We start from the raw sequence: 19,969 nt of genomic DNA on the forward strand, positions 1-19,969 counted from the left end.
ATGAGTGAAAAAGGCTTTAAATACAGTATTTTAGCATCGGGTTCTAGTGGTAATTCCTTCTATCTAGAAACCCCTAAGAAAAAGATTTTAGTAGATGCAGGATTATCTGGCAAAAAAATCACAAGCTTATTGGCTGAGATTAACCGTAAGCCAGAAGATTTGGATGCTATCTTAATTACGCATGAACATGCTGACCATATTCACGGTGTCGGTGTTTTAGCCCGTAAGTATGGCATGGATCTTTACGCCAATGAAAAGACCTGGCAAGCAATGGAAAATAGTAAGTATCTAGGTAAGGTTGAGTCGTCGCAAAAGCATATTTTTGAGATGGGTAAAACCAAAACCTTTGGCGACATCGACATTGAGAGTTTTGACGTTAGCCATGATGCAGTCGCTCCCCAATTCTACCGCTTTATGAAGGATGATAAGAGCTTTGTTATGCTGACGGATACGGGTTATGTTAGTGATCGTATGGCTGGCATCGTCGAGAATGCAGATGGTTACCTGATTGAGTCAAATCATGATGTTGAAATTCTGCGAGCTGGATCATACGCATGGCGACTTAAACAACGCATCCTGTCTGACCTTGGTCACCTCTCAAATGAAGATGGAGCAGATGCTATGATTCGTACACTAGGTAATCGTACCAAGAAGATTTACCTAGGACATTTGTCTAAAGAGAATAATATCAAAGAACTAGCCCACATGACCATGGTCAATCAGTTAGCTCAAGCAGACCTGGGAGTAGGAGTGGATTTTCAAGTTTACGATACATCTCCAGACACTGCAACACCATTGACAGATATATAAAAAAGAAGGCGAGTGCCTTCTTTTTTTATGCTTTTTACAAACCAGCAAATTCTTTGATTTCTTGTGCAGACATAGAAGAATCACAACGAACCTTGATTTCTCCATTAGTAACATGTACAAATCCAGGTACTGTAGGGATTTCATAACGTGAGCGGAAGTCTTGCAATGCATCGAGCTGGCTTGGTTCTTCGCTGTTGATGAAGTAGATGTGTGCTTTTGTTTCGGCAACGACACCAGCCAAAGTTCCGGCAAATTTACGGCAGTAAGGGCAAGTTTTACGGCCAATAAAGAAGGTTGCAGTTTCTTTTTTATCAAGAGCGTCTTGCGCACGCGCAACTGTAGTGACTTCAAGATCTTTGATATTTTCTAAAAATTGTTCCATGAGTTTACCTCGCTTTCATTGATAAATCTAGTATGCCATAAAGTCTCTAAAAATGCTTAGATTTGATACGAAAAAAAGATGAGATTGGTTGATCTCATCTTTTATAATTTCTTATTTAACAAAAGCATTGATTTCCGCTTCGATGTTGGCAATCTTAGCTTGTGAATCTTCATTGCTTTCACCCACAACAGCAATGTAGAACTTGATTTTTGGTTCAGTACCAGAAGGGCGAACAGCAATCCATGAACCATCTGCAAGAGTGTATTTCAAGACATCACTTGGAGGAGTCGTTAAGGCTGTTACAGTGCCATCAGCGGCAGTAGATGTTTGTGCTTTAAAGTCTTCAACAACAGTAATTGCTGTATTATTGAATTCTTTTGGACCATTGTCACGGAATTTAGCCATAATTGCCTTGATCTGCTCAGCACCATCAACACCTGAAAGGGTAACAGAAATAGTCTTTTCAGCATAGTAGCCGTACTCTTTGTAGATTTCTTCAATACCATCTGCAAGTGTCAAACCACGAGAGCGGTAGTAGGCAGCAAGCTCAGCAACGACAAGAACGGCTTGGATAGCATCTTTATCACGCACGAATGGTTTAATCAAGTAACCGAAGCTTTCTTCAAATCCCATCATATAAGTGTGATTGTGTTTTTCTTCGAATTCTTGGATTTTTTCAGCGATAAATTTGAAACCAGTTAAGACGTTGAACATAGTTGCGCCGTAGCTTTCAGCAATCTTAGTAACCAAGTCAGTTGAAACGATAGATTTGCAGAGAGCAGCGTTTTCTGGAAGAGTTCCAGCATTTTTGTGAGCTTCTAAAATGTACTTAGCCATGATAGCACCGATTTGGTTACCAGAAAGATTGAGGTAGCTACCATCTTTTTGAAGAACTTCAACACCGACACGGTCAGCATCAGGGTCAGTTGCGACAAGAACATCAGCACCTACTTGGCGACCAAGTTCTTCTGCAAGTGCAAAGGCTGCTTGATTTTCTGGGTTTGGAGATTTCACAGTAGAGAAGTCTGGATCTGGTGTTGCTTGAGCTTCCACGACTTGTACAGAGTCAAATCCTGCTTGAGCAAGAGCACGACGAGCCAACATTTCACCAGTACCATGAAGTGGAGTGTAGACAATTTTCATGTCCTTACCAAATTCTTCAATCAAGGCAGGGTTGATATTTACATCTTTAACTTCTTTGAGGTATTCGGTATCGACTGCTTCGCCAATAACTTCAATCAAACCAGATGCTTTTTCTGCTTCTACATCAGCAACTTCAACAGCAAATGGATTTTCGATAGCACGGATGTAGCTAGTCAAAGCGTCCGCATCATGTGGAGGCATTTGGCCACCATCTTCACCGTAAACCTTGTAACCATTAAATGGAGCAGGGTTGTGGCTAGCAGTAATCATGATCCCTGCGAAACAGTTTAGGTGACGAACAGCAAATGAAAGTTCTGGAGTTGGACGGAGACTTTCAAAGACATAGGATTTAATACCGTGTTTTGCAAGAACGGCTGCTGATTCAAAGGCAAATTCTGGAGAGAAGTGACGGCTATCGTAGGCGATGGCTACACCACGTTCTTTTTCATTTCCACCTTTAGATTCGATCAAACGAGCCAAACCTTCAGTTGCTTGGCGGACTACGTAGATGTTAATACGGTTAGTCCCAGCACCAATCAATCCGCGCATACCAGCAGTACCGAATTCAAGGTTTGTGTAGAAGGCATCTTCCTTCGTTTTTTCATCCATGCTCTCCAAATCACGACGAAGGTAATCTGGTAGGTCAGCGAAATCAGCCCATTTTTGGAAGTTTTCTTGATAAGTCATTGAAATTCTCCTTTTTTGTTATTACTATTAATCGTCTACATTATAGCATTTTTTAAAGTTTTAGTAAAACGTTAGCATAACTTAGATATATGAATTTATAGTTTATTTTTAAAGTTAGTTTAAACAAAAATTTTTTCATTTTTATATTAAGTTACAATATTTTTAAAGCGATTTCCTGTTTCTGTTTTGAAAATTTTTGACTGTATGGTACAATTTAATAAATAAAAAAAGGAGATTTTCTATTATGAAAAAAGTTCTTAAGCATTCTGCTTTAGTTTTGACTGCTTTAGCATTGGTAGCTTGTGGAAATAGTAAGAAAGCAAGTGATAATGGTACTGCATCTAACTCAAACTTTGAGGTTTCTGTTAAAGATGGTATGTATGTTTTGCCAAAAGATGAAGATTCATCATCACACTATCTTGCTCTTCAAGTAGAAATTAAAAATAATCGTGATAAACAGTTTAGTTTTACTAGCCAAGATATCGCGCTTTATAACGAAAAAGATGAAAAACTTGAACCAATTCAAATTTATGAATCAGACAGTAAAACTAAATTCATGTCTTACGGAGATAGTCTGTCTAAAGGCAAGAGTGTTGCTGGTTATGTAGTTTATGAAGTTGATAAAGATTCTAAGTATGAACTTCACTTTGCGCCAAGCTTTTACGACGATGTAAAAGAAAATCAAAAAGGTAAAAATGATGTAGCTATCAAGGTTGACCCAAGTCAATACGAAGACACTATTGATGAAGCTAAGGAAGCTATGAAAAATTATGTTGATGCTGTTTACCTAGATGGTGAAAACACTGGTGGTGCATCAAATGTAAGCTTCACTAATGATAAAACTCAAATCGTTGCACTTGAAGATAAGAAATCAGCCGATAAGAAATCAGACGATAAGAAATCTGATGATAAGAAATCAGACGATAAGAAGTCAGATGATAAAAAATCTTCAAGCTCTTCTGATCTTATTACAAACGACGTGAAGGCTGACAGAGAAGAATTTATCAAGAAATTCATCGAGTCATTCGGTAAAGGATTCTACAACTACAAACCATCTGATTCTGAACTTCGTACATTCGCAGAAGCATATATCAAAGCAAATGCAAAACGAGCAAAAGTTGATTATAAAGTAAAAACTTATTTACCAGACTATGCTGTTATCTACGTAAGACCAGAAACAATCGACTTGGATAACTTGGATGTTCATGAATTGAGCCGTAAATTCTATGAAGAAAACAAAGGAAAATACAGTAACTACTCAGAAGCTATGAAAGCTGGTGAGAAGTATATTCTAGAAAATGCACCAAGTCAATTTGATTCAACACCTCTCGATACTAGCGACAATATGCAAAAAGAAGGTTACGAAATCAAGATGACCAAGAAAGACGGTAAATGGACAATCGACACATCTTCTAAGAACTATAACTTAAAAGATATGGCACGTACATTCCGTGGTGGTATCGGTTATTAATATCTAAAAGTTCGAGTTTAAAGCTCGAACTTTTTTTATTTGAATTGTTAAAAATAGAAAAAGATAGTAAAATAGTTACATGATTATTTTACAAGCTAATAAAATCGAACGTTCTTTTGCAGGCGATGTTCTATTTGAAAATATTAATCTACAAGTAGATGAAAGAGACCGTATTGCTCTCGTTGGGAAAAATGGAGCAGGTAAGTCGACACTATTAAAGATATTAGTCGGGGAAGAAGAGCCAACTTCGGGTGAGATTAATAAGAAAAAAGATATTTCCCTTTCTTACTTAGCACAGGATAGTCGATTTGAGTCGTCCAATACTATCTACGATGAGATGCTCCATGTCTTTGACGATCTCAGAAAGACCGAGAAAACTTTGCGGCAGATGGAGCTTGCGATGGGGGAAAAAACTGGGGCTGACTTAGAAAAACTCATGCAGGATTATGACCGTCTATCAGAAGAATTCCGTCAGGCTGGTGGCTTTACCTATGAGGCAGATATCCGCGCCATTCTCAACGGCTTTAAGTTCGATGAGTCTATGTGGCAGATGAAGATTGAAGAGCTGTCTGGTGGGCAAAATACCCGTCTCGCTCTGGCCAAGATGCTCTTGGAAAAACCAAATCTCTTGGTACTGGACGAGCCGACCAACCACTTGGATATTGAAACCATTGCCTGGTTAGAAAACCACCTTGTAAACTATAGCGGTGCTCTCATTATCGTCAGTCACGACCGGTATTTTTTGGATAAGGTAGCAACCATAACGCTCGACTTAACCAAACATTCCTTAGACAGATACGTAGGAAACTACTCAAGTTTTGTGGAACTGAAAGAGCAGAAGTTGCTAACTGAAGTTAAGAACTACGAAAAGCAACAGAAGGAAATTGCTGCTTTAGAAGACTTTGTTAACCGGAATCTTGTTAGAGCATCAACAACCAAGCGGGCGCAATCTCGACGGAAACAACTAGAAAAGATGGAGCGATTAGACAAGCCTGAAGTTGGAACTAAATCAGCTAATATGACTTTTCATTCTGATAAAACATCTGGAAATATTGTTCTGACAGTTGAGAATGCTGCTATTGGCTATGATGGTGAAGTATTGTCAGAGCCCATCAACCTCGACCTTCGTAAGATGAACGCAGTAGCAATTGTCGGTCCTAATGGTATTGGTAAGACGACCTTTATCAAATCTATTGTTGATCAGATTCCCTTCATTAAGGGTGAGAAGCGTTTCGGTGCCAATGTCGAAGTTGGCTACTATGATCAAACACAAAGCAAGTTAACACCAAGTAATACTGTTCTAGATGAACTCTGGAATGATTTTAAATTGACGCCAGAAGTGGAAATCCGAAATCGCCTAGGCGCCTTCCTTTTCTCAGGTGATGATGTTAAGAAATCAGTTGGAATGCTCTCAGGTGGTGAGCGAGCTCGTTTGCTTCTGGCTAAACTTTCCATGGAAAACAACAACTTCTTGATTCTCGATGAGCCGACAAACCACTTAGACATCGATAGCAAGGAAGTCTTGGAAAATGCACTGATTGACTTTGATGGTACTTTACTTTTTGTCAGCCATGACCGTTACTTTATCAACCGAGTAGCCACTCATGTTCTAGAATTATCTGAAAATGGCTCAACCCTCTATCTTGGTGATTATGACTATTATGTCGAAAAGAAAGCAGAGCTAGAAGCTAGCCAAGCAGAAGAGGCTTTAACTGAAAATAAAGAGAAGGAAACTTCTCCAGTTAATGATTACCAAGCACAAAAAGAAAGTCAAAAAGAACTTCGTAAGTTAATGAGACAAATCGCAAGTCTTGAGATAGAAATCGAAGAACTGGAAACTCAAGCCCAATCAATCTCTGAACAAATGCATACCACCAATGATGCGGATGAACTCATGCAATTACAAGCAGAACTAGATAGGATTAGCCAGCGCCAGGAAGAAGCTTTGCTGGAGTGGGAAGAATTGTCGGAGAAAATTTAAAAATAAAAAAGCAATATTCTTGTTGCTTTTTTCGTTTATATTTATCCACCCTGAGGGAATCGAACCCCCATCTCAAGAACCGGAATCTTACGTGATATCCATTACACTAAGGGTGGAAACTCTCATCATTATATCAAAAATAGGAGTTTTACTCAAGACTAAAACCAATGTAAAAAGAGGAAGAAAAAAAGGATTTAGACAATATCTAAATCCTTTTACATTTTTAGTTTTTTTCAAGAAGTGCTTTGATTTCTTGAAGAACTTCCAATTCAGTTGGACCAGCTGGAGCTGCTTCAACTTCTTCTTTCTTACGAAGGTTTTGAGCTTTCTCAATTCCTTTAACTACAAAGAAAAGAACAGTACCAACTACTACGAAGTTGATGATAGCGCTCAAGAAGTTACCGTAAGCAACACCGTTCCATGAAAGTTCAGCAATGCGGTCAACTTTCGCAGCTTTCAAAGCTGGGTTCAATAGTAGTGGAGTGATGATATCGTTAACGAATGAAGTTACGATAGCACCAAAAGCAGTAGCGATGATCACACCGACAGCAAGGTCTACGACGTTACCGCGGAGCAAGAAATCCTTAAGATCCTTTAACATAATCTTTTTCCTTTCAAAATTTTATCAAATTTTTACAGACAAAATTATATCGTAAATTTGTGGGTAAAGCAAGAAAAGTGTTCAATGATTTTTAAAAACAAAAAGCTTGCTGAAAAGGTAGTTTAGAACGACTATTGTAACCTGTGCAAAAACGATTTCTATGGTGTTAACCCTGTTGATGTCATCACCAACAAATTGACCGATAATATGAGGAAATTTAGTAACAAAGATAAAGGTTAAAGCCATATCAAGTAAGAAGGTAAAAAGTCTAGCTCCTGAGAATTTGATAAGTCGTCTAAACCAATTTGCTCGTTCTTGTTTAAAAACAATGGTGTCGTTGGTAAAAAAGGCAAATAAAATTCCTGTTATATTTCCTAAAGCAGTAGCGGTTAATTCTTGCTGTGTCAAGTAGAAAATAATCATGCGAGTTCCTACAGAAACAATAGTAGTAGCAACACCGAAAAATAAATAGGATAAAATTTCGTTATCGAAGAATTTTTTTATGTATCTTTTCATAAGATTAGTATAGCATAAAGACTATAATTGTGCTATACTTATAAAGTTGACTTGCTCAACCCTTGGTGCTTAGCTTCTTTCACCAAGCATATTAGACGCGGGATAGCCGCCAAAGGAGAAAACATGAAAAAACTAACTGTCCGTGATTTGGCTGATATTGCCATTGTCGCAGCTATTTATGTGGTTTTGACAATTACGCCACCACTTAATGCTATCAGCTACGGTGCTTATCAGTTCCGTATTTCTGAAATGATGAACTTCCTAGCTTTTTACAATCCTAAGTACATTATCGGTGTTACTCTTGGATGTATGATTGCTAATTTCTTCAGTTTTGGACTCATTGATGTCGCTGTAGGTGGAGGCTCAACTCTAGTCTTCCTTAGCTTAGGAGTTTGGTTGTTCAGTAAATATAGTAAAGACTATCTTTTTAATGGATTGATTCGTAAAGATCATTTCTTCTTTTCAATTCTATTTTCAATTTCAATGATCACCATTGCTGCTGAATTAAACATCGTAGCAGAAGCACCTTTCTTCTTTACCTGGTTCACTACTGGTATCGGAGAATTCGCTTCACTAATTGTCGGTGCCATTATCATTGGTAAAATTGGTCAACGTATTGATTTGACTAGATAAAGATATCACATGAAATATTATTGAAAAGGGCTGAACTTTGTTCAGTTTTTTTCTTTGTCCATGAACCTAGAAGCTCAACAAAAGTGGTATAATAAAGAAAAAAGGGATTATTTTAATATGTATGGTTATCGTATTTCAGTTTTTGAAGTCCTTTGGAAAAATCAGGTCATTAGATTTTTGTTAATTTTTTTAGCACTATTTTATTTCTATCTTTTTTTCCAAAGAGTTAAGACATCTTTAAAAAGTGGTGGGAGTATGTTGGATCCTTTTCATATTGCAAAGGGAAGATTATACATTCACACGATTATTCTTTTTAGAAAAAGGATTGTTCCTCTAGCTGAAATTAGACAGATTGATATTGATTACGTTCGAGGGAGAAGAATGAATGGGGACAGGTATCATCTGTACTTTACAAGGAAAGATGGAAAATCTTTTACTTTTCATTTTGGAAAAAGCAAAAGAAACGAGGAGTTATTGAAAAATCTTGCCAATGTGGCCAAGAAGTGCCATATTAAAATCTATTATTATTATTAAGAGTCGATTGCTAAAATTGAATTGTTGTCACTTGTGACAGTTGTCAAAGCTAGGAGAGTAGCTAATATGAATCAACTACAAGTAATAAGAGAAGATAAACAACTAAGAATTTTATTGATGCAAGAATGCGATATTCTCTTTTATGACCAGTTGAAAGAGGTTGAATTTTCTCAGAACAATGAAGTTTTTTCTCTTTGGCCCATAGCCTTTGCTAAAGACGGTAGTGGGGGAGAATTTGTAATTCTTGAGGATCAGAGTATTGGCTTTATAGGGAGTGAAGGCCAAGTTGGTCGGGTAGCAGAAAGCCTTGATGACTTGCTTACTTTCTTACTTCATGCTGGTTCTATCTCAGACTTTTCCTGTCGGTTACTCTATCAAAACAAGGATTTGTTGTCAAAATTCTGTCAGGGATTTATTAACAAAGCACGAGAAAACTACCAGTCAAAAGGTGAATTGTGGGATAAAGTGAGAGCTGGACTTGCACAAGAGTTGGGACTTAAATTTCAGCCAGAAAAACTGCAAGAGTTAGCCTTCAATTTTTATCAATCAGCGATAAGAACCCCTCTATTCACTTGTAAATATGGTCATGGTGAGAATGAATATGTCTGCGATTCTGTTTTGTCTGATATTGTCGGCTTGTGGGTTTCAGAGCTGGTAGGGTTGACTGCAGAAGAAATTGAAGATTTTGTTAGCACTAAAAACATTCAAATCTAAAGAACAAAAATTTATTTTTACTTAAAATATTTTATGTTATAATGTTAACAATAATATGTCAAGGAGTTTTTATGAGTTCTTCAGAGTTCGTTTTGAAGATAGATAATTATTGTCGTAAGAAGGAAAGTCTTTTTGAACAAAGCAAGTTCAAATATGCAATACGTTCTATGTTTGCGGGTGCTTTTTTAACCTTTAGTACAGCTGCAGGCGCGATTGGTGCAGATTTAATGAATACGATTGTACCAAATGTAGGTTATTTTATTTTCCCATTCGTATTTGCTTGGGGACTAGTCTATATCGTTTTTTTAAATGCTGAGTTAGTAACTTCTAATATGATGTATTTAACTGCAGGGAGCTTTTTAAAGAAGATTTCCTGGAAAAAAACGATGATCATTCTGCTTTTCTGCACTCTATTTAATCTTCTAGGTGCTTTGATTTCTGGATGGTTCTTTGCGAATTCGTCTGCATTTTCACATCTGACTCACGATAGTTATTTACCAAAACTAGTAGCTAAGAAATTAGCGCGTCCAAGTGAGTTAGTTCTACTTGAAGGTATTCTTGCCAATGTGTTTGTTAATATCGCCATTCTGTCTTCAATCTTAGTCAAGGATGCATCTGCAAAACTTTGGATTATATTGTCAGCAATTTCAATGTTTGTATTTTTATCAAACGAACATATTGCTGCAAATTTTGCTTCATTTAGTATTGTTAAATTCAGCATTGTTGCTAATGAAGTTCAGCACTTTGAAATCGCAAATATTCTCCGTCATTGGGGGGTCACCTTTGTTGCTAACTTAATAGGTGGTGGGCTTTTAATCGGTTTGCCATATGCCTTTTTAAACAAAAACGAAGACAGTTATGTAGATTAAAATTTCAATAGAAGTAGAGAGATTCACTTGGTTTCTCTCTTTTTATTTTCCTTTTTTGAAAGAATATATTAAATATTAGAAAAAAAGCTAGGAGTTCAGGAATTTTTTTAAAAAATATTTGATCCCTAAAACCGTAATATTACAAGGATGTAAACGATTCCGATATTTTAAAAAATATTTTTAATTGATTTAGGAAAGCCTTCCCATTATATCGATTTTATGTTATAATATTCACAAATAAAAGTTTTAGGAGTTTATATGGTCTCATCAGAATTTATCTCAAAAATCGAATTTGCTTGTAAGAAAAAGGAAAGTCTTTACTCGAATAGTAAATTTAAGTATGCGATTCGTTCAATGTTTGCGGGTGCTTTCTTAACTTTCAGTACAGCAGCAGGAGCTGTTGGTGCTGATTTGATTAATAAAATCGCTCCTGGTAGCGGACGCTTCCTTTTCCCCTTTGTTTTCGCTTGGGGATTGGCTTACATTGTCTTCTTGAATGCTGAGTTGGTAACATCAAACATGATGTTCCTTACAGCTGGTAGCTTTTTGAAAAAAATTAGCTGGAGAAAAACAGTAGAAATTCTTCTATATTGTACTTTCTTTAACTTAATCGGTGCCCTTATTGCCGGTTGGGGATTTGCTCATTCAGCAGCCTATGCAAATCTTACACATGATAGCTTTATTTCTGGAGTTGTAGAAATGAAGTTAGCACGTTCTAATGAATTGGTATTACTTGAAGGTATTTTAGCGAATATCTTTGTAAATATCGCAATTCTATCATTTGTTCTGGTTAAAGATGGTGGAGCTAAACTTTGGTTGGTTCTTTCAGCTATTTACATGTTTGTATTCTTAACAAATGAGCACATTGCTGCAAACTTTGCATCATTTGCTATTGTGAAATTCAGTGTTGCTGCTGATTCGATCGCAAACTTTGGTATCGGAAATATTCTTCGTCACTGGGGTGTAACCTTCATCGGTAACTTTATCGGCGGTGGTCTACTGATGGGATTGCCTTACGCCTTCTTAAACAAAAACGAAGATACATACGTAGATTAAAAGTTGGATTGATTCCAACTTTTTCTTTTTGTTTTTCCATGCTATAATGAAAGTAGTAATGTTAAATTTAGAGGAAAATCATGAACGAAATTAAATGTCCAAATTGTGGCGAAGTTTTTACAGTTAATGAAAGTCAATATGCAGAACTGATTTCTCAAGTTCGCACTGTAGAGTTTGATAAGGAATTGCATGAACGAATCAAGCAAGAATTGACATTGGTAGAGCAAAAGGCCTTGAATGAACAACAGGCAAAACTCGCTCAAAAGGATCAAGAAATTGCCCAGCTACAAACTCAAATCCAAAATTTCGATACTGAAAAAGAATTGGCTAAGAAGGAAGTCGAGCAAAGTGCTAGTCAAAGCTTGTTGGAGAAAGAAAAAGAAGTCCAAGCACTTGAAAATCAACTAGCTACCTTGCGCTTGGAACATGAGAACCAACTGCAAAAGACTTTATCTGATTTAGAAAAAGAACGCGACCAGGTTAAAAATCAGCTCCTTTTACAAGAAAAAGAAAACGAGCTTTCTCTGACTTCTGTAAAACAAAACTATGAAGCCCAACTTAAGGCAGCAAATGAGCAAGTTGAGTTCTACAAGAATTTCAAGGCCCAACAATCAACAAAAGCTATTGGAGAAAGTCTTGAGCAGTATGCAGAGAGTGAGTTCAACAAGGTTCGTAGTTTTGCCTTTCCAAATGCTTATTTTGAAAAGGACAACAAGATTTCAGCTCGTGGTTCTAAAGGGGACTTTATCTTCCGTGATTTTGATGAAAATGGGCTAGAATTCATTTCCATCATGTTTGAGATGAAAAATGAAGCTGATGGTACTGAGAAAAAGCATAAGAATGCCGATTTCTATAAAGAGTTGGATAAGGATCGTCGGGAGAAGAACTGTGAGTATGCAGTTTTGGTAAGTATGCTTGAGGCTGACAATGATTACTTCAATACTGGAATTGTTGATGTCAGCCACGAATATGAGAAGATGTATGTCATTCGTCCTCAATTCTTTATTCAGTTGATTGGACTCTTACGAAATGCTGCCCTTAATTCTCTAAAATACAAGCAGGAACTAGCACTTATACGTGAGCAAAATATCGATATCACTCATTTTGAGGAAGATTTGGAAGCTTTCAAGGTAGCCTTTGCTAAGAACTACAATTCAGCTTCTGTCAACTTCGGTAAGGCCATCGATGAAATTGACAAGGCTATTAAACGGATGGAAGAAGTTAAGAAATTCTTGACCACATCAGAAAATCAACTCCGTCTCGCCAACAACAAATTAGATGATGTTTCCGTCAAAAAATTGACAAGAAAAAATCCAACTATGAAAGCGAAGTTTGATGCGTTGAAAGGAGAATAATCTTTGTATTCAGCTAAGAACGCCACCTTGTCTATAAATGGAAAGACTATGGACTATGTAACATTTGGAAAAGGAAATCAACCTCTGGTGATTATACCAGGCTTGGGGGATGGGTTGCAGACGGTTAAAGGTATGGCTATGCCTTTTTCAATCACATACCGTAAACTTGCCGAACGTTATAAAATTTATGTTTTTTCTCGAATCAATGAGTTGAGGCAGGGATATACGACACGGTATATGGCAGCAGATGTTGCAGAAGCAATGGAGGTATTGAATATTACCAGTGCCTATGTTATGGGGATTTCGCAAGGTGGAATGATTGCCCAATGGTTGGTGGCGAATTTCCCTGAAAAGGTTCAAAAGCTCATTTTAGCTGTGACCACTGCAAAACTAAGTAACCTAGGCAGGGAGAGAATTAGTTGCTGGCTGAACCTGAGTCAAACAGGAACTTATAAAGATCTGATGATAGATATTGCTCGTCACTCTTACACGACTAAATCCTTTGGAAGATTTAAATACCTTTATCGAATAATGGGAATCTTTGGTCGCATTAAAGATAAAAAACGTATTGATATCCAAGCTGTATCTTGTTTGAAGCATGATAGTCTAGCTTTTTTGGAAAAAATTAGCTGCCCAACGTTAATCATTGGAGCAGAAAAAGATGATGTTCTTGGAGTAGATGGTTCGCTTGGATTGCATCAGCATATCAAAGGTAGCCAACTGATTATTTTACCAGGGTGTGGGCATGCGCTATATGAACAGAATAAGGATTTCCAAAAGAGAGTTTTAGTATTTTTAGAAAGTTAATGAATGAACGGTATTATCAACTTAAAGAAAGAAGCAGGGATGACCTCCCATGATGCGGTCTTTAAACTGCGTAAGATTTTGGGTACCAAGAAAATCGGACACGGTGGGACCTTGGATCCTGATGTTGTGGGTGTTTTACCCATTGCAGTTGGTAAGGCGACTCGCATGGTTGAGTTTATGCAGGATGAGGGCAAGGTCTATGAGGGAGAAATCACATTAGGATATTCAACAACAACCGAAGACGCTAGTGGGGAAGTTGTTGTAGAAACTCCTGTTTTAGCTCCACTGGATGAAAAACTTGTCGATGAAGCCATTGCTAGTTTGACTGGTTCTATCACTCAAATCCCACCAATGTACTCAGCTGTCAAGGTCAATGGTCGCAAACTCTATGAGTATGCGCGTGCTGGTCAGGAAGTCGAGCGTCCTGAACGTCAGGTGACGATTTATAGTTTTGAAAGAACGAGTCCGATTTCTTATGATGGGCATCTTGCACGATTCACTTTTCGTGTAAAATGCAGTAAGGGAACTTATATCCGTACTTTGTCAGTTGACTTGGGAGAAAAACTTGGCTATTCAGCTCATATGTCTCATTTAACAAGGACCAGTGCTGCAGGCTTGCAGTTAGATGATGCTTTGACCTTGAATGAAATTGAGGAAAAGGTTCAAGCTGGTGAGTTAGATTTTCTTCATCCATTGGAGATTGGGACAGGTGACTTAGTCAAAGTTTATTTGACTCCAGAACAGGCTGAAGAAGTGCGTTTTGGTCGCTTTATTGAATTGGAACAAACTGAGAAGGAATTGGCTGGCTTTGAAGGTGATAAATTACTAGCAATTTTAGAGAAACGAGAACATCTTTACAAACCGAGAAAGGTTTTCTCTTAATTATTTGACGAATTAATGATTTTTATCTACTAGTCCGAAGATGAGATTTTCTCATCTTTTTAAAATATTTGAAGATAAATAGATTTAAAATTTTATGTCTTAAAAAACCATTGAAAATACAGTGTTATTTGACAGTTTGAATTACTTATGATAAGATTTAATTTAAGAAAAGCTAGAGAAAAATAGAGGATATTATGAGTATTGAAATGACTGTCAGTGAGATTGCTGAGGTCTTGGGACTATCCCGACAAGCAATCAATAATCGTGTCAAAGAATTACCTGAAGAAGATATTACAAAAAACGACAAAGGTGTTACTGTAGTTACTCGCAGTGGATTGATCAAACTTGAAGAAATCTACAAAAAGACTATCTTTGAAGATGAACCAGTTAGTGATGAAGTTAAGCAACGAGAACTCATGGAAATTCTTGTTGATGAAAAGAACGCTGAAATCATCCGTCTTTATGAACAACTGAAAGCAAAAGACAAGCAACTGGCTGAAAAAGATGAACAGATGCGTGTTAAAGACCGCCAAATTGCTGAAAAAGATAAGCAATTGGATCAACAACAACAGTTAACCCTTCAAGCAATGAAGGATCAAGAAACACTTCAGTTGGAGTTGGATCAAGCTAAGCAAGAAGTACAAGCATCGAAGAAAGGCTTCTTTGCTCGCTTATTTGGAAAATAAGAAAAAACTGCTTGGTTTCTATAAATAGACCAGGTGGTTTCTTTTTACAAATCAATAAGGAATGATAAGATGGAAACAGTAAGAGATTATATCTCATTTGACTTAGAATTCAACAAACACCAAGATAAGACTCATTTGATTCAGGTATCGGCAGTGCACTTTAAAGATGGTGAAGAGGTAGAAGCGTTTGACTCTTATGTTCACTCCGATGTACCTTTAAAGAGTTTTATTAATGGTTTGACTGGTATTACTTCAGAGATACTCAAGGATGCCCCAAAGGTAGAAGAAGTCCTCCAAAAATTTCAAGATTTTGTTGGTGATTTACCCCTTGTTGGTTATAATGCAGCAAAGAGTGATTTACCGATTTTACTAGAACATGGTTTGGACTATCGAGAACAATATTTTGTCGATCTCTACAATGAGGCACTTGAGCGACGTAGTTCTGATCTGCATGGAATTGCTAATCTAAAATTACAAACTGTGGCTAATTTTCTAGGTTTTAAAGGGCGATCTCATAATAGTTTAGAGGATGCTCGTATGACTGCTCGAGTGTATGAAGCTTTTCTTGAGTCTGATGAGAGTAGGCTGTTACTCAATTCTCAGAGTAGTCTCAATTCGAATCCATTTGATGCCTTAGATCTATCACAGTTTTTTGATTAGGAGATTTTATGAAACCTGAAAAACCGAAAAAATTGGGTTTTAAAAAGATTTACCTAAATCTAGATAAAATCCTCTTTCTATTCTTTCTAATCTTTATGTTGGTTGACTATATCTGGTTGCCATTAAACTCAGTGATAGCTGGATTTTTGCTAAGTCAGACTGGATATTTGTTTATTTCCTACAACAATATTTTTGAGATTATAAAAAACGCACCTATAGTCAGTCTTGGCTTCTTAATCTTAATAGCCATCAATCTGCTGGTAGCCTATTTTCAACTTAGTATTCTCTTTATTGGAGCTCGCCACCTCCTATATCACGAAAAAAGAACTCTTATAGAATACAGTCGAAAAGTATTTCGTGAAAGCCTTGCTTTTATGAAGGAATTGACTATTTCAAAAGCTTTGTTCATCTTTATATTTGTAGCAATGCTATTTCCGTTTATCAGAAAGATATTTAAGATTTATTATTTCAATAAAATCGTAATTCCAGAGTTTATTCAAACCTACATGGAAGATAAGTACTGGATGTGGTGGGTAGCCATTATTATCTTATCACTCTTATTCTTCTATGTTTCAGTTCGCTTGATATTCACTCTGCCCAAGGTCTTTTATGAAAAGATGACGGTTAAGGAAGCAATCATTTATAGTTTGGATAAAACTAAAGATCACTTTTGGTTTTACGCTTGGCATTTATTCTTAATTATTGTAAAAACCAATCTATTTTTCTATCTTCCTCTCATCCCAATATTATCTACTCAGTATATAGTGGATAGCCTTACTCGGAGAGAGTCTCTGGTTCTAGCTATTTTGAATTTTGTTCTTATCAAGAATTTCCACTATATGGCATTAACCTATTTCCTTGTGAAATTTACGTCCTTCCTAACAGGAGAAGAACTTGATATTATGCCAAGACGCGAGAAGGACCATATCATGAGGTGGGGTGTTATGGTGTGTGCATGTATCTTTTTTGCGATTGAAGGCTATAATTATCTAGAAGCTCCTGTAGTCAATCCACCACTTGTGATTTCACACCGTGGTGTATCAAATGGCAATGGTGTACAAAATACCATTCAATCCCTAGAAAAAACATCTCAATTAAAACCAGATTTAATCGAGATGGATATACAGGAAACAAAGGATGGACAATTTGTCATGATGCATGATGCGAATCTTAGAGGATTAGCTGGTATCAATAAAACACCACAAGATTTGACCTTAGAAGAGTTAAAGCAGATTGACATTCATGAGAATGGTTATGATACGAAAATTTCAAGTTTCGATGATTATCTAACTCGCGCAAATGAACTGCATCAGAAACTACTCATTGAAATTAAGACCAGCCACAAAGATAGCCCGCAGATGATGGAACATTTTCTAGAAAAATACGGTGCAAAAATTAAGGTTTATGGTCATCAAATGCAATCCTTGGATTATAAGGTTATTGAAAAAGTAAGAGAGTATGATAAGGATATTCCGGTCTACTTTATTCTTCCCTATAATTCTGTTTTTCCTAGAACGGTTGCGACAGGCTACACAATGGAGTACTCTACTTTGGATGAATATTTTGTCACGAAACTATGGAATACTGAGCAAAAACTCTATGTATGGACAATCAATAGTTCCGAATCTTTTAATAAGTCTTTTCACCTAGGTGTTGACGGAATGATTACGGATGACTTGGAAAAAATAAAAGAAGAACTAGAAACTGCTCAGGAAGATCCTGAATATAGTGACTTATTGCTAAATAAAGCAACTGAATTATTTGCTTTTTAACATAAATTAAAAGAGGCTGTGTACCAGCCTCTTTTTGATAATCTAATTAAAATGGTAACTTACCAGCAAATGCTCCAAGTTTCTTCTTAGTAGTTTCATCAATTTGATCGAGCGCAGCATTGAGGGCTTGAACAGTCATATCTGAAAGAGTTTCAATATCTTCAGCATCCACAACTGCGGGATTAAAATCAATCTTAACGACTTTTTTATCACCTGTTAAAGTAGCAGTCACAAGGTTTTGAGCAGAAGTTCCAACAAATTCTGTTGCAGCAAGTTCAGCCTGACTTTGCTCCATTTGTTTTTGAAGTTTTTGAGCTTGACGCATCATGTTTTGCATATTCATCATGGCGGTAGTTAGCTTCCTTTTCTTTTATTTTCCATTTTATTTTATCAATTTTAATACGAAAAGTCTAATTAAAATTTCAGGATTGCTATATATATATCAACCAATGGTTTAAGGTTTCTTTAAGCTTTCTATATTATTCTGAAGAACTCTATATTAACCGAGAGTTAATAATGCAAGGATTAGTTTTAAATGTTCAATGCATGAAATGCTCTCATCATCAGTTTCTAACTAGAGAGAACTAGTATTTATTTCAAGATAGTGCTAGATTATGATATAATAGTAAAGAATGAGTTTTTAAAACAAACCAAAGGAGAATCAATATGATTTACGCTGGAATTTTAGCAGGTGGAACCGGCACGCGCATGGGTATCAGTAATTTACCCAAACAATTTCTTGAGTTGGGAGACCGCCCAATTCTAATCCATACAATTGAAAAATTTGTTCTAGAACCAAGTATTGAAAAAATTGTTGTTGGAGTTCATGGTGACTGGGTTACACATGCAGAAGATCTAGTTGAAAAATTCCTTCCACTTCACAAGGATCGCATCATCATTACAAAAGGTGGGGTTGATCGTAATTCTAGTATTGAAAAGATTATTGAAGCAATTGATGCTTACCGTCCACTAACAGAAGATGATATCGTAGTGACGCATGATTCGGTTCGTCCCTTTATAACACTTCGCATGATTCAAGACAATATCGCTCTTGCTCAAAAACATGATGCGGTTGACACTGTGGTTGAAGCGGTGGATACAATTGTTGAAAGCACAAATGGTCAGTTTATTACAGATATTCCAAATCGTGCTCATCTTTACCAAGGACAGACTCCACAAACATTCCGTTGTAAAGACTTTATTGATTTGTATGGTTCATTATCAGCAGAAGAAAAAGAAATTTTAACAGATGCATGTAAAATCTTTGTCATTAAGGGTAAAGATGTGGCCTTGGCTAAAGGTGAATACTCAAACCTTAAAATTACAACAGTTACAGACTTGAAGATTGCTAAAAGCATGATTGAGAAAGACTAGAGACATGATTAATCAAATTTATCAACTGACAAAACCAAAGTTTATTAATATTAAATATCAGGAAGAAGAAATTGATCAAGAGAATCATATTCTCATCCGACCAAACTATATGGCTGTTTGTCATGCGGATCAGCGCTATTATCAAGGTAAACGAGATCCAAAAATTTTAGCCCAAAAACTACCTATGGCTATGATTCATGAATCTTGTGGTACAGTCATTTCTGACCCAACCGGTACCTACAAAGTTGGTCAGAAGGTTGTTATGATTCCAAATCAACCACCTATGCAAAGTGATGAGGAATTCTACGAAAATTACATGACTGGAACATATTTCCTTTCAAGTGGTTATGATGGGTTTATGCGAGAATTTGTATCTCTGCCTAAGGATCGTGTGGTATCATACGAAGATATTGAAGATACAGTTGCTGCCATTACAGAGTTTGTCAGTGTTGGCATGCATGCTATGAATCGTTTCATGACGGTATCTCACAGCAGACGCCAACGAATTGCTGTCATTGGTGATGGAAGTTTAGCTTTTGTCATGGCTAATATTATTAACTATACTTTGCCTGAAGCTGAGATTATTGTTATCGGTCGTCACTGGGAAAAGTTAGAACTCTTCTCATTTGCAAAAGAGCTTTACATTACTGATAGTATTCCAGAAGATTTAAGTTTTGACCATGGTTTCGAATGCTGTGGTGGTGATGGATGCGGACCTGCTATTAATGACTTGATCCGTTACATCAAACCACAAGGGACCATTTTGATGATGGGTGTTAGTGAGTATAAGGTCAACATCAACACTCGGGATTCATTGGAAAAAGGCTTGTTACTAGTCGGATCTTCACGTTCAGGAAGAATTGACTTTGAAAATGCTATCCAAATGATGGAAATTAAAAAATTTGCCAATCGTTTGAAGAATATCATTTATCTAGAAGAACCAGTCAGAGAAATTAAAGATATTCACCGAGTTTTTGCAACTGACTTAAATACCGCATTTAAGACAGTCTTTAAGTGGGAAGTATAATGGAGGATT

General features: G+C 36.7%; 21 protein-coding genes, 1 tRNA gene and 1 riboswitch. Of the genes, 16 read left to right on the forward strand and 6 right to left on the reverse strand.

The genetic code is table 11. From position 1 onward, the window contains the following. Complete coding sequence (locus QM810_RS01245; RefSeq protein WP_414253560.1) at nucleotides 1–810, forward strand: MBL fold metallo-hydrolase; 810 nt, start codon at nucleotides 1–3, stop codon at nucleotides 808–810. A gap of 34 nt (nucleotides 811–844) precedes the next feature. On the opposite strand, the gene QM810_RS01250 is transcribed toward QM810_RS01245, so the two are convergent. Both QM810_RS01250 and QM810_RS01255 read right to left on the reverse strand, forming a co-directional pair. Continuing rightward, nucleotides 845–1,192 (reverse strand): thioredoxin, encoded by a 348-nt coding sequence (locus tag QM810_RS01250; protein ID WP_414253561.1) that lies wholly within the window; start codon nucleotides 1,190–1,192, stop codon nucleotides 845–847. 111 nt (nucleotides 1,193–1,303) lie between these two features. Next, nucleotides 1,304–3,022, reverse strand: coding sequence for a phospho-sugar mutase (locus QM810_RS01255; RefSeq protein ID WP_414253562.1), 1,719 nt, complete (start codon nucleotides 3,020–3,022; stop codon nucleotides 1,304–1,306). A 244-nt stretch (nucleotides 3,023–3,266) separates the two neighbouring features. Here QM810_RS01255 and QM810_RS01260 point away from each other — a divergent pair, with 244 nt between their 5' ends. Together QM810_RS01260 and QM810_RS01265 are read left to right on the forward strand one after the other, a co-directional pair. Beyond that, nucleotides 3,267–4,493 (forward strand): DUF4352 domain-containing protein, encoded by a 1,227-nt coding sequence (locus QM810_RS01260; protein WP_414253563.1) that lies wholly within the window; start codon nucleotides 3,267–3,269, stop codon nucleotides 4,491–4,493. Nucleotides 4,494–4,572: 79 nt separating this feature from the next. Beyond that, nucleotides 4,573–6,474, forward strand: coding sequence for an ATP-binding cassette domain-containing protein (locus tag QM810_RS01265; protein WP_414253564.1), 1,902 nt, complete (start codon nucleotides 4,573–4,575; stop codon nucleotides 6,472–6,474). Nucleotides 6,475–6,518: 44 nt separating this feature from the next. Here the strand turns inward: QM810_RS01265 and QM810_RS01270 are convergent. The 3 genes from QM810_RS01270 to QM810_RS01280 all read right to left on the reverse strand — a co-directional run bounded on the left by QM810_RS01270 (nucleotide 6,519) and on the right by QM810_RS01280 (nucleotide 7,591). Continuing rightward, a tRNA-Arg gene (locus QM810_RS01270) sits at nucleotides 6,519–6,590 on the reverse strand. Between the two features lie 107 nt (nucleotides 6,591–6,697). Further along, nucleotides 6,698–7,075 carry a large conductance mechanosensitive channel protein MscL gene (gene mscL / locus QM810_RS01275; RefSeq protein WP_178895090.1) on the reverse strand — a complete coding sequence of 126 codons (378 nt, stop codon included), beginning with the start codon at nucleotides 7,073–7,075 and terminating at the stop codon, nucleotides 6,698–6,700. An 81-nt stretch (nucleotides 7,076–7,156) separates the two neighbouring features. Continuing rightward, a complete protein-coding gene (locus tag QM810_RS01280) occupies nucleotides 7,157–7,591 on the reverse strand; it encodes a GtrA family protein (protein ID WP_414253565.1) in 435 nt (144 codons plus the stop codon). Nucleotides 7,592–7,619: 28 nt separating this feature from the next. Further along, nucleotides 7,620–7,717, forward strand: a riboswitch (PreQ1 riboswitch). On the opposite strand from QM810_RS01280, the gene QM810_RS01285 reads away from it, so the two are divergent. The 11 genes from QM810_RS01285 to QM810_RS01335 all read left to right on the forward strand — a co-directional run bounded on the left by QM810_RS01285 (nucleotide 7,715) and on the right by QM810_RS01335 (nucleotide 17,559). After that, entirely contained in the window at nucleotides 7,715–8,224 is a 510-nt protein-coding gene (locus tag QM810_RS01285; protein ID WP_004252705.1) for a QueT transporter family protein, read from the forward strand. It overlaps the preceding riboswitch by 3 nt. A gap of 60 nt (nucleotides 8,225–8,284) precedes the next feature. Beyond that, nucleotides 8,285–8,758, forward strand: a complete 474-nt coding sequence (locus QM810_RS01290; RefSeq protein ID WP_148131272.1) for a hypothetical protein — start codon at nucleotides 8,285–8,287, stop codon at nucleotides 8,756–8,758. Between the two features lie 66 nt (nucleotides 8,759–8,824). Then, the gene (locus QM810_RS01295) at nucleotides 8,825–9,472 is read left to right on the forward strand and encodes a hypothetical protein (RefSeq protein ID WP_414253566.1); all 648 of its coding nucleotides are present in this window, start codon (nucleotides 8,825–8,827) and stop codon (nucleotides 9,470–9,472) included. Between the two features lie 71 nt (nucleotides 9,473–9,543). Further along, nucleotides 9,544–10,341: a formate/nitrite transporter family protein gene (locus QM810_RS01300; protein WP_414253567.1), complete on the forward strand. Its 798-nt coding sequence runs from the start codon at nucleotides 9,544–9,546 to the stop codon at nucleotides 10,339–10,341. A gap of 258 nt (nucleotides 10,342–10,599) precedes the next feature. Further along, nucleotides 10,600–11,397 carry a formate/nitrite transporter family protein gene (locus tag QM810_RS01305; RefSeq protein ID WP_254730226.1) on the forward strand — a complete coding sequence of 266 codons (798 nt, stop codon included), beginning with the start codon at nucleotides 10,600–10,602 and terminating at the stop codon, nucleotides 11,395–11,397. Nucleotides 11,398–11,477: 80 nt separating this feature from the next. Then, on the forward strand, nucleotides 11,478–12,752 hold the full coding sequence (locus tag QM810_RS01310) for a DUF2130 domain-containing protein (RefSeq protein ID WP_414253568.1): 1,275 nt from the start codon (nucleotides 11,478–11,480) through the stop codon (nucleotides 12,750–12,752). Nucleotides 12,753–12,800: 48 nt separating this feature from the next. Beyond that, nucleotides 12,801–13,559 carry an alpha/beta fold hydrolase gene (locus tag QM810_RS01315; protein WP_254804272.1) on the forward strand — a complete coding sequence of 253 codons (759 nt, stop codon included), beginning with the start codon at nucleotides 12,801–12,803 and terminating at the stop codon, nucleotides 13,557–13,559. 3 nt (nucleotides 13,560–13,562) lie between these two features. Beyond that, nucleotides 13,563–14,441: a tRNA pseudouridine(55) synthase TruB gene (truB, locus tag QM810_RS01320; RefSeq protein WP_414253569.1), complete on the forward strand. Its 879-nt coding sequence runs from the start codon at nucleotides 13,563–13,565 to the stop codon at nucleotides 14,439–14,441. Nucleotides 14,442–14,635: 194 nt separating this feature from the next. Then, nucleotides 14,636–15,127 carry a DUF536 domain-containing protein gene (locus tag QM810_RS01325; protein ID WP_004252719.1) on the forward strand — a complete coding sequence of 164 codons (492 nt, stop codon included), beginning with the start codon at nucleotides 14,636–14,638 and terminating at the stop codon, nucleotides 15,125–15,127. 69 nt (nucleotides 15,128–15,196) lie between these two features. Beyond that, a complete protein-coding gene (locus tag QM810_RS01330) occupies nucleotides 15,197–15,787 on the forward strand; it encodes a 3'-5' exonuclease (RefSeq protein WP_414253570.1) in 591 nt (196 codons plus the stop codon). A gap of 8 nt (nucleotides 15,788–15,795) precedes the next feature. Further along, entirely contained in the window at nucleotides 15,796–17,559 is a 1,764-nt protein-coding gene (locus QM810_RS01335) for a glycerophosphoryl diester phosphodiesterase membrane domain-containing protein (protein WP_414253571.1), read from the forward strand. 46 nt (nucleotides 17,560–17,605) lie between these two features. Here the strand turns inward: QM810_RS01335 and QM810_RS01340 are convergent, their stop codons facing one another. After that, entirely contained in the window at nucleotides 17,606–17,905 is a 300-nt protein-coding gene (locus tag QM810_RS01340; protein WP_414253572.1) for a YbaB/EbfC family nucleoid-associated protein, read from the reverse strand. 320 nt (nucleotides 17,906–18,225) lie between these two features. Between QM810_RS01340 and QM810_RS01345 the strand changes: the two genes are divergently transcribed. Beyond that, complete coding sequence (locus tag QM810_RS01345) at nucleotides 18,226–18,933, forward strand: 2-C-methyl-D-erythritol 4-phosphate cytidylyltransferase (RefSeq protein ID WP_414253573.1); 708 nt, start codon at nucleotides 18,226–18,228, stop codon at nucleotides 18,931–18,933. A gap of 4 nt (nucleotides 18,934–18,937) precedes the next feature. Then, a complete protein-coding gene (locus tag QM810_RS01350) occupies nucleotides 18,938–19,960 on the forward strand; it encodes a ribitol-5-phosphate dehydrogenase (RefSeq protein ID WP_036752752.1) in 1,023 nt (340 codons plus the stop codon). The last annotated feature ends 9 nt before the right edge of the window (nucleotides 19,961–19,969 follow it).

This window comes from Streptococcus infantis (assembly GCF_047464155.1).
In the GTDB taxonomy this organism is placed as follows: Bacteria; Bacillota; Bacilli; order Lactobacillales; family Streptococcaceae; genus Streptococcus; species Streptococcus infantis_U.

Coding starts and splice junctions, on each gene's coding strand:
- QM810_RS01245 (WP_414253560.1), top strand. CDS start 1: ATGAGTGAAAAAGGCTTTAAATACAGTATTTTAGCATCGGGTTCTAGT.
- QM810_RS01250 (WP_414253561.1), bottom strand. CDS start 1,192: ATGGAACAATTTTTAGAAAATATCAAAGATCTTGAAGTCACTACAGTT.
- QM810_RS01255 (WP_414253562.1), bottom strand. CDS start 3,022: ATGACTTATCAAGAAAACTTCCAAAAATGGGCTGATTTCGCTGACCTA.
- QM810_RS01260 (WP_414253563.1), top strand. CDS start 3,267: ATGAAAAAAGTTCTTAAGCATTCTGCTTTAGTTTTGACTGCTTTAGCA.
- QM810_RS01265 (WP_414253564.1), top strand. CDS start 4,573: ATGATTATTTTACAAGCTAATAAAATCGAACGTTCTTTTGCAGGCGAT.
- mscL (WP_178895090.1), bottom strand. CDS start 7,075: ATGTTAAAGGATCTTAAGGATTTCTTGCTCCGCGGTAACGTCGTAGAC.
- QM810_RS01280 (WP_414253565.1), bottom strand. CDS start 7,591: ATGAAAAGATACATAAAAAAATTCTTCGATAACGAAATTTTATCCTAT.
- QM810_RS01285 (WP_004252705.1), top strand. CDS start 7,715: ATGAAAAAACTAACTGTCCGTGATTTGGCTGATATTGCCATTGTCGCA.
- QM810_RS01290 (WP_148131272.1), top strand. CDS start 8,285: ATGAACCTAGAAGCTCAACAAAAGTGGTATAATAAAGAAAAAAGGGAT.
- QM810_RS01295 (WP_414253566.1), top strand. CDS start 8,825: ATGAATCAACTACAAGTAATAAGAGAAGATAAACAACTAAGAATTTTA.
- QM810_RS01300 (WP_414253567.1), top strand. CDS start 9,544: ATGAGTTCTTCAGAGTTCGTTTTGAAGATAGATAATTATTGTCGTAAG.
- QM810_RS01305 (WP_254730226.1), top strand. CDS start 10,600: ATGGTCTCATCAGAATTTATCTCAAAAATCGAATTTGCTTGTAAGAAA.
- QM810_RS01310 (WP_414253568.1), top strand. CDS start 11,478: ATGAACGAAATTAAATGTCCAAATTGTGGCGAAGTTTTTACAGTTAAT.
- QM810_RS01315 (WP_254804272.1), top strand. CDS start 12,801: ATGGACTATGTAACATTTGGAAAAGGAAATCAACCTCTGGTGATTATA.
- truB (WP_414253569.1), top strand. CDS start 13,563: ATGAACGGTATTATCAACTTAAAGAAAGAAGCAGGGATGACCTCCCAT.
- QM810_RS01325 (WP_004252719.1), top strand. CDS start 14,636: ATGAGTATTGAAATGACTGTCAGTGAGATTGCTGAGGTCTTGGGACTA.
- QM810_RS01330 (WP_414253570.1), top strand. CDS start 15,197: ATGGAAACAGTAAGAGATTATATCTCATTTGACTTAGAATTCAACAAA.
- QM810_RS01335 (WP_414253571.1), top strand. CDS start 15,796: ATGAAACCTGAAAAACCGAAAAAATTGGGTTTTAAAAAGATTTACCTA.
- QM810_RS01340 (WP_414253572.1), bottom strand. CDS start 17,905: ATGATGAATATGCAAAACATGATGCGTCAAGCTCAAAAACTTCAAAAA.
- QM810_RS01345 (WP_414253573.1), top strand. CDS start 18,226: ATGATTTACGCTGGAATTTTAGCAGGTGGAACCGGCACGCGCATGGGT.
- QM810_RS01350 (WP_036752752.1), top strand. CDS start 18,938: ATGATTAATCAAATTTATCAACTGACAAAACCAAAGTTTATTAATATT.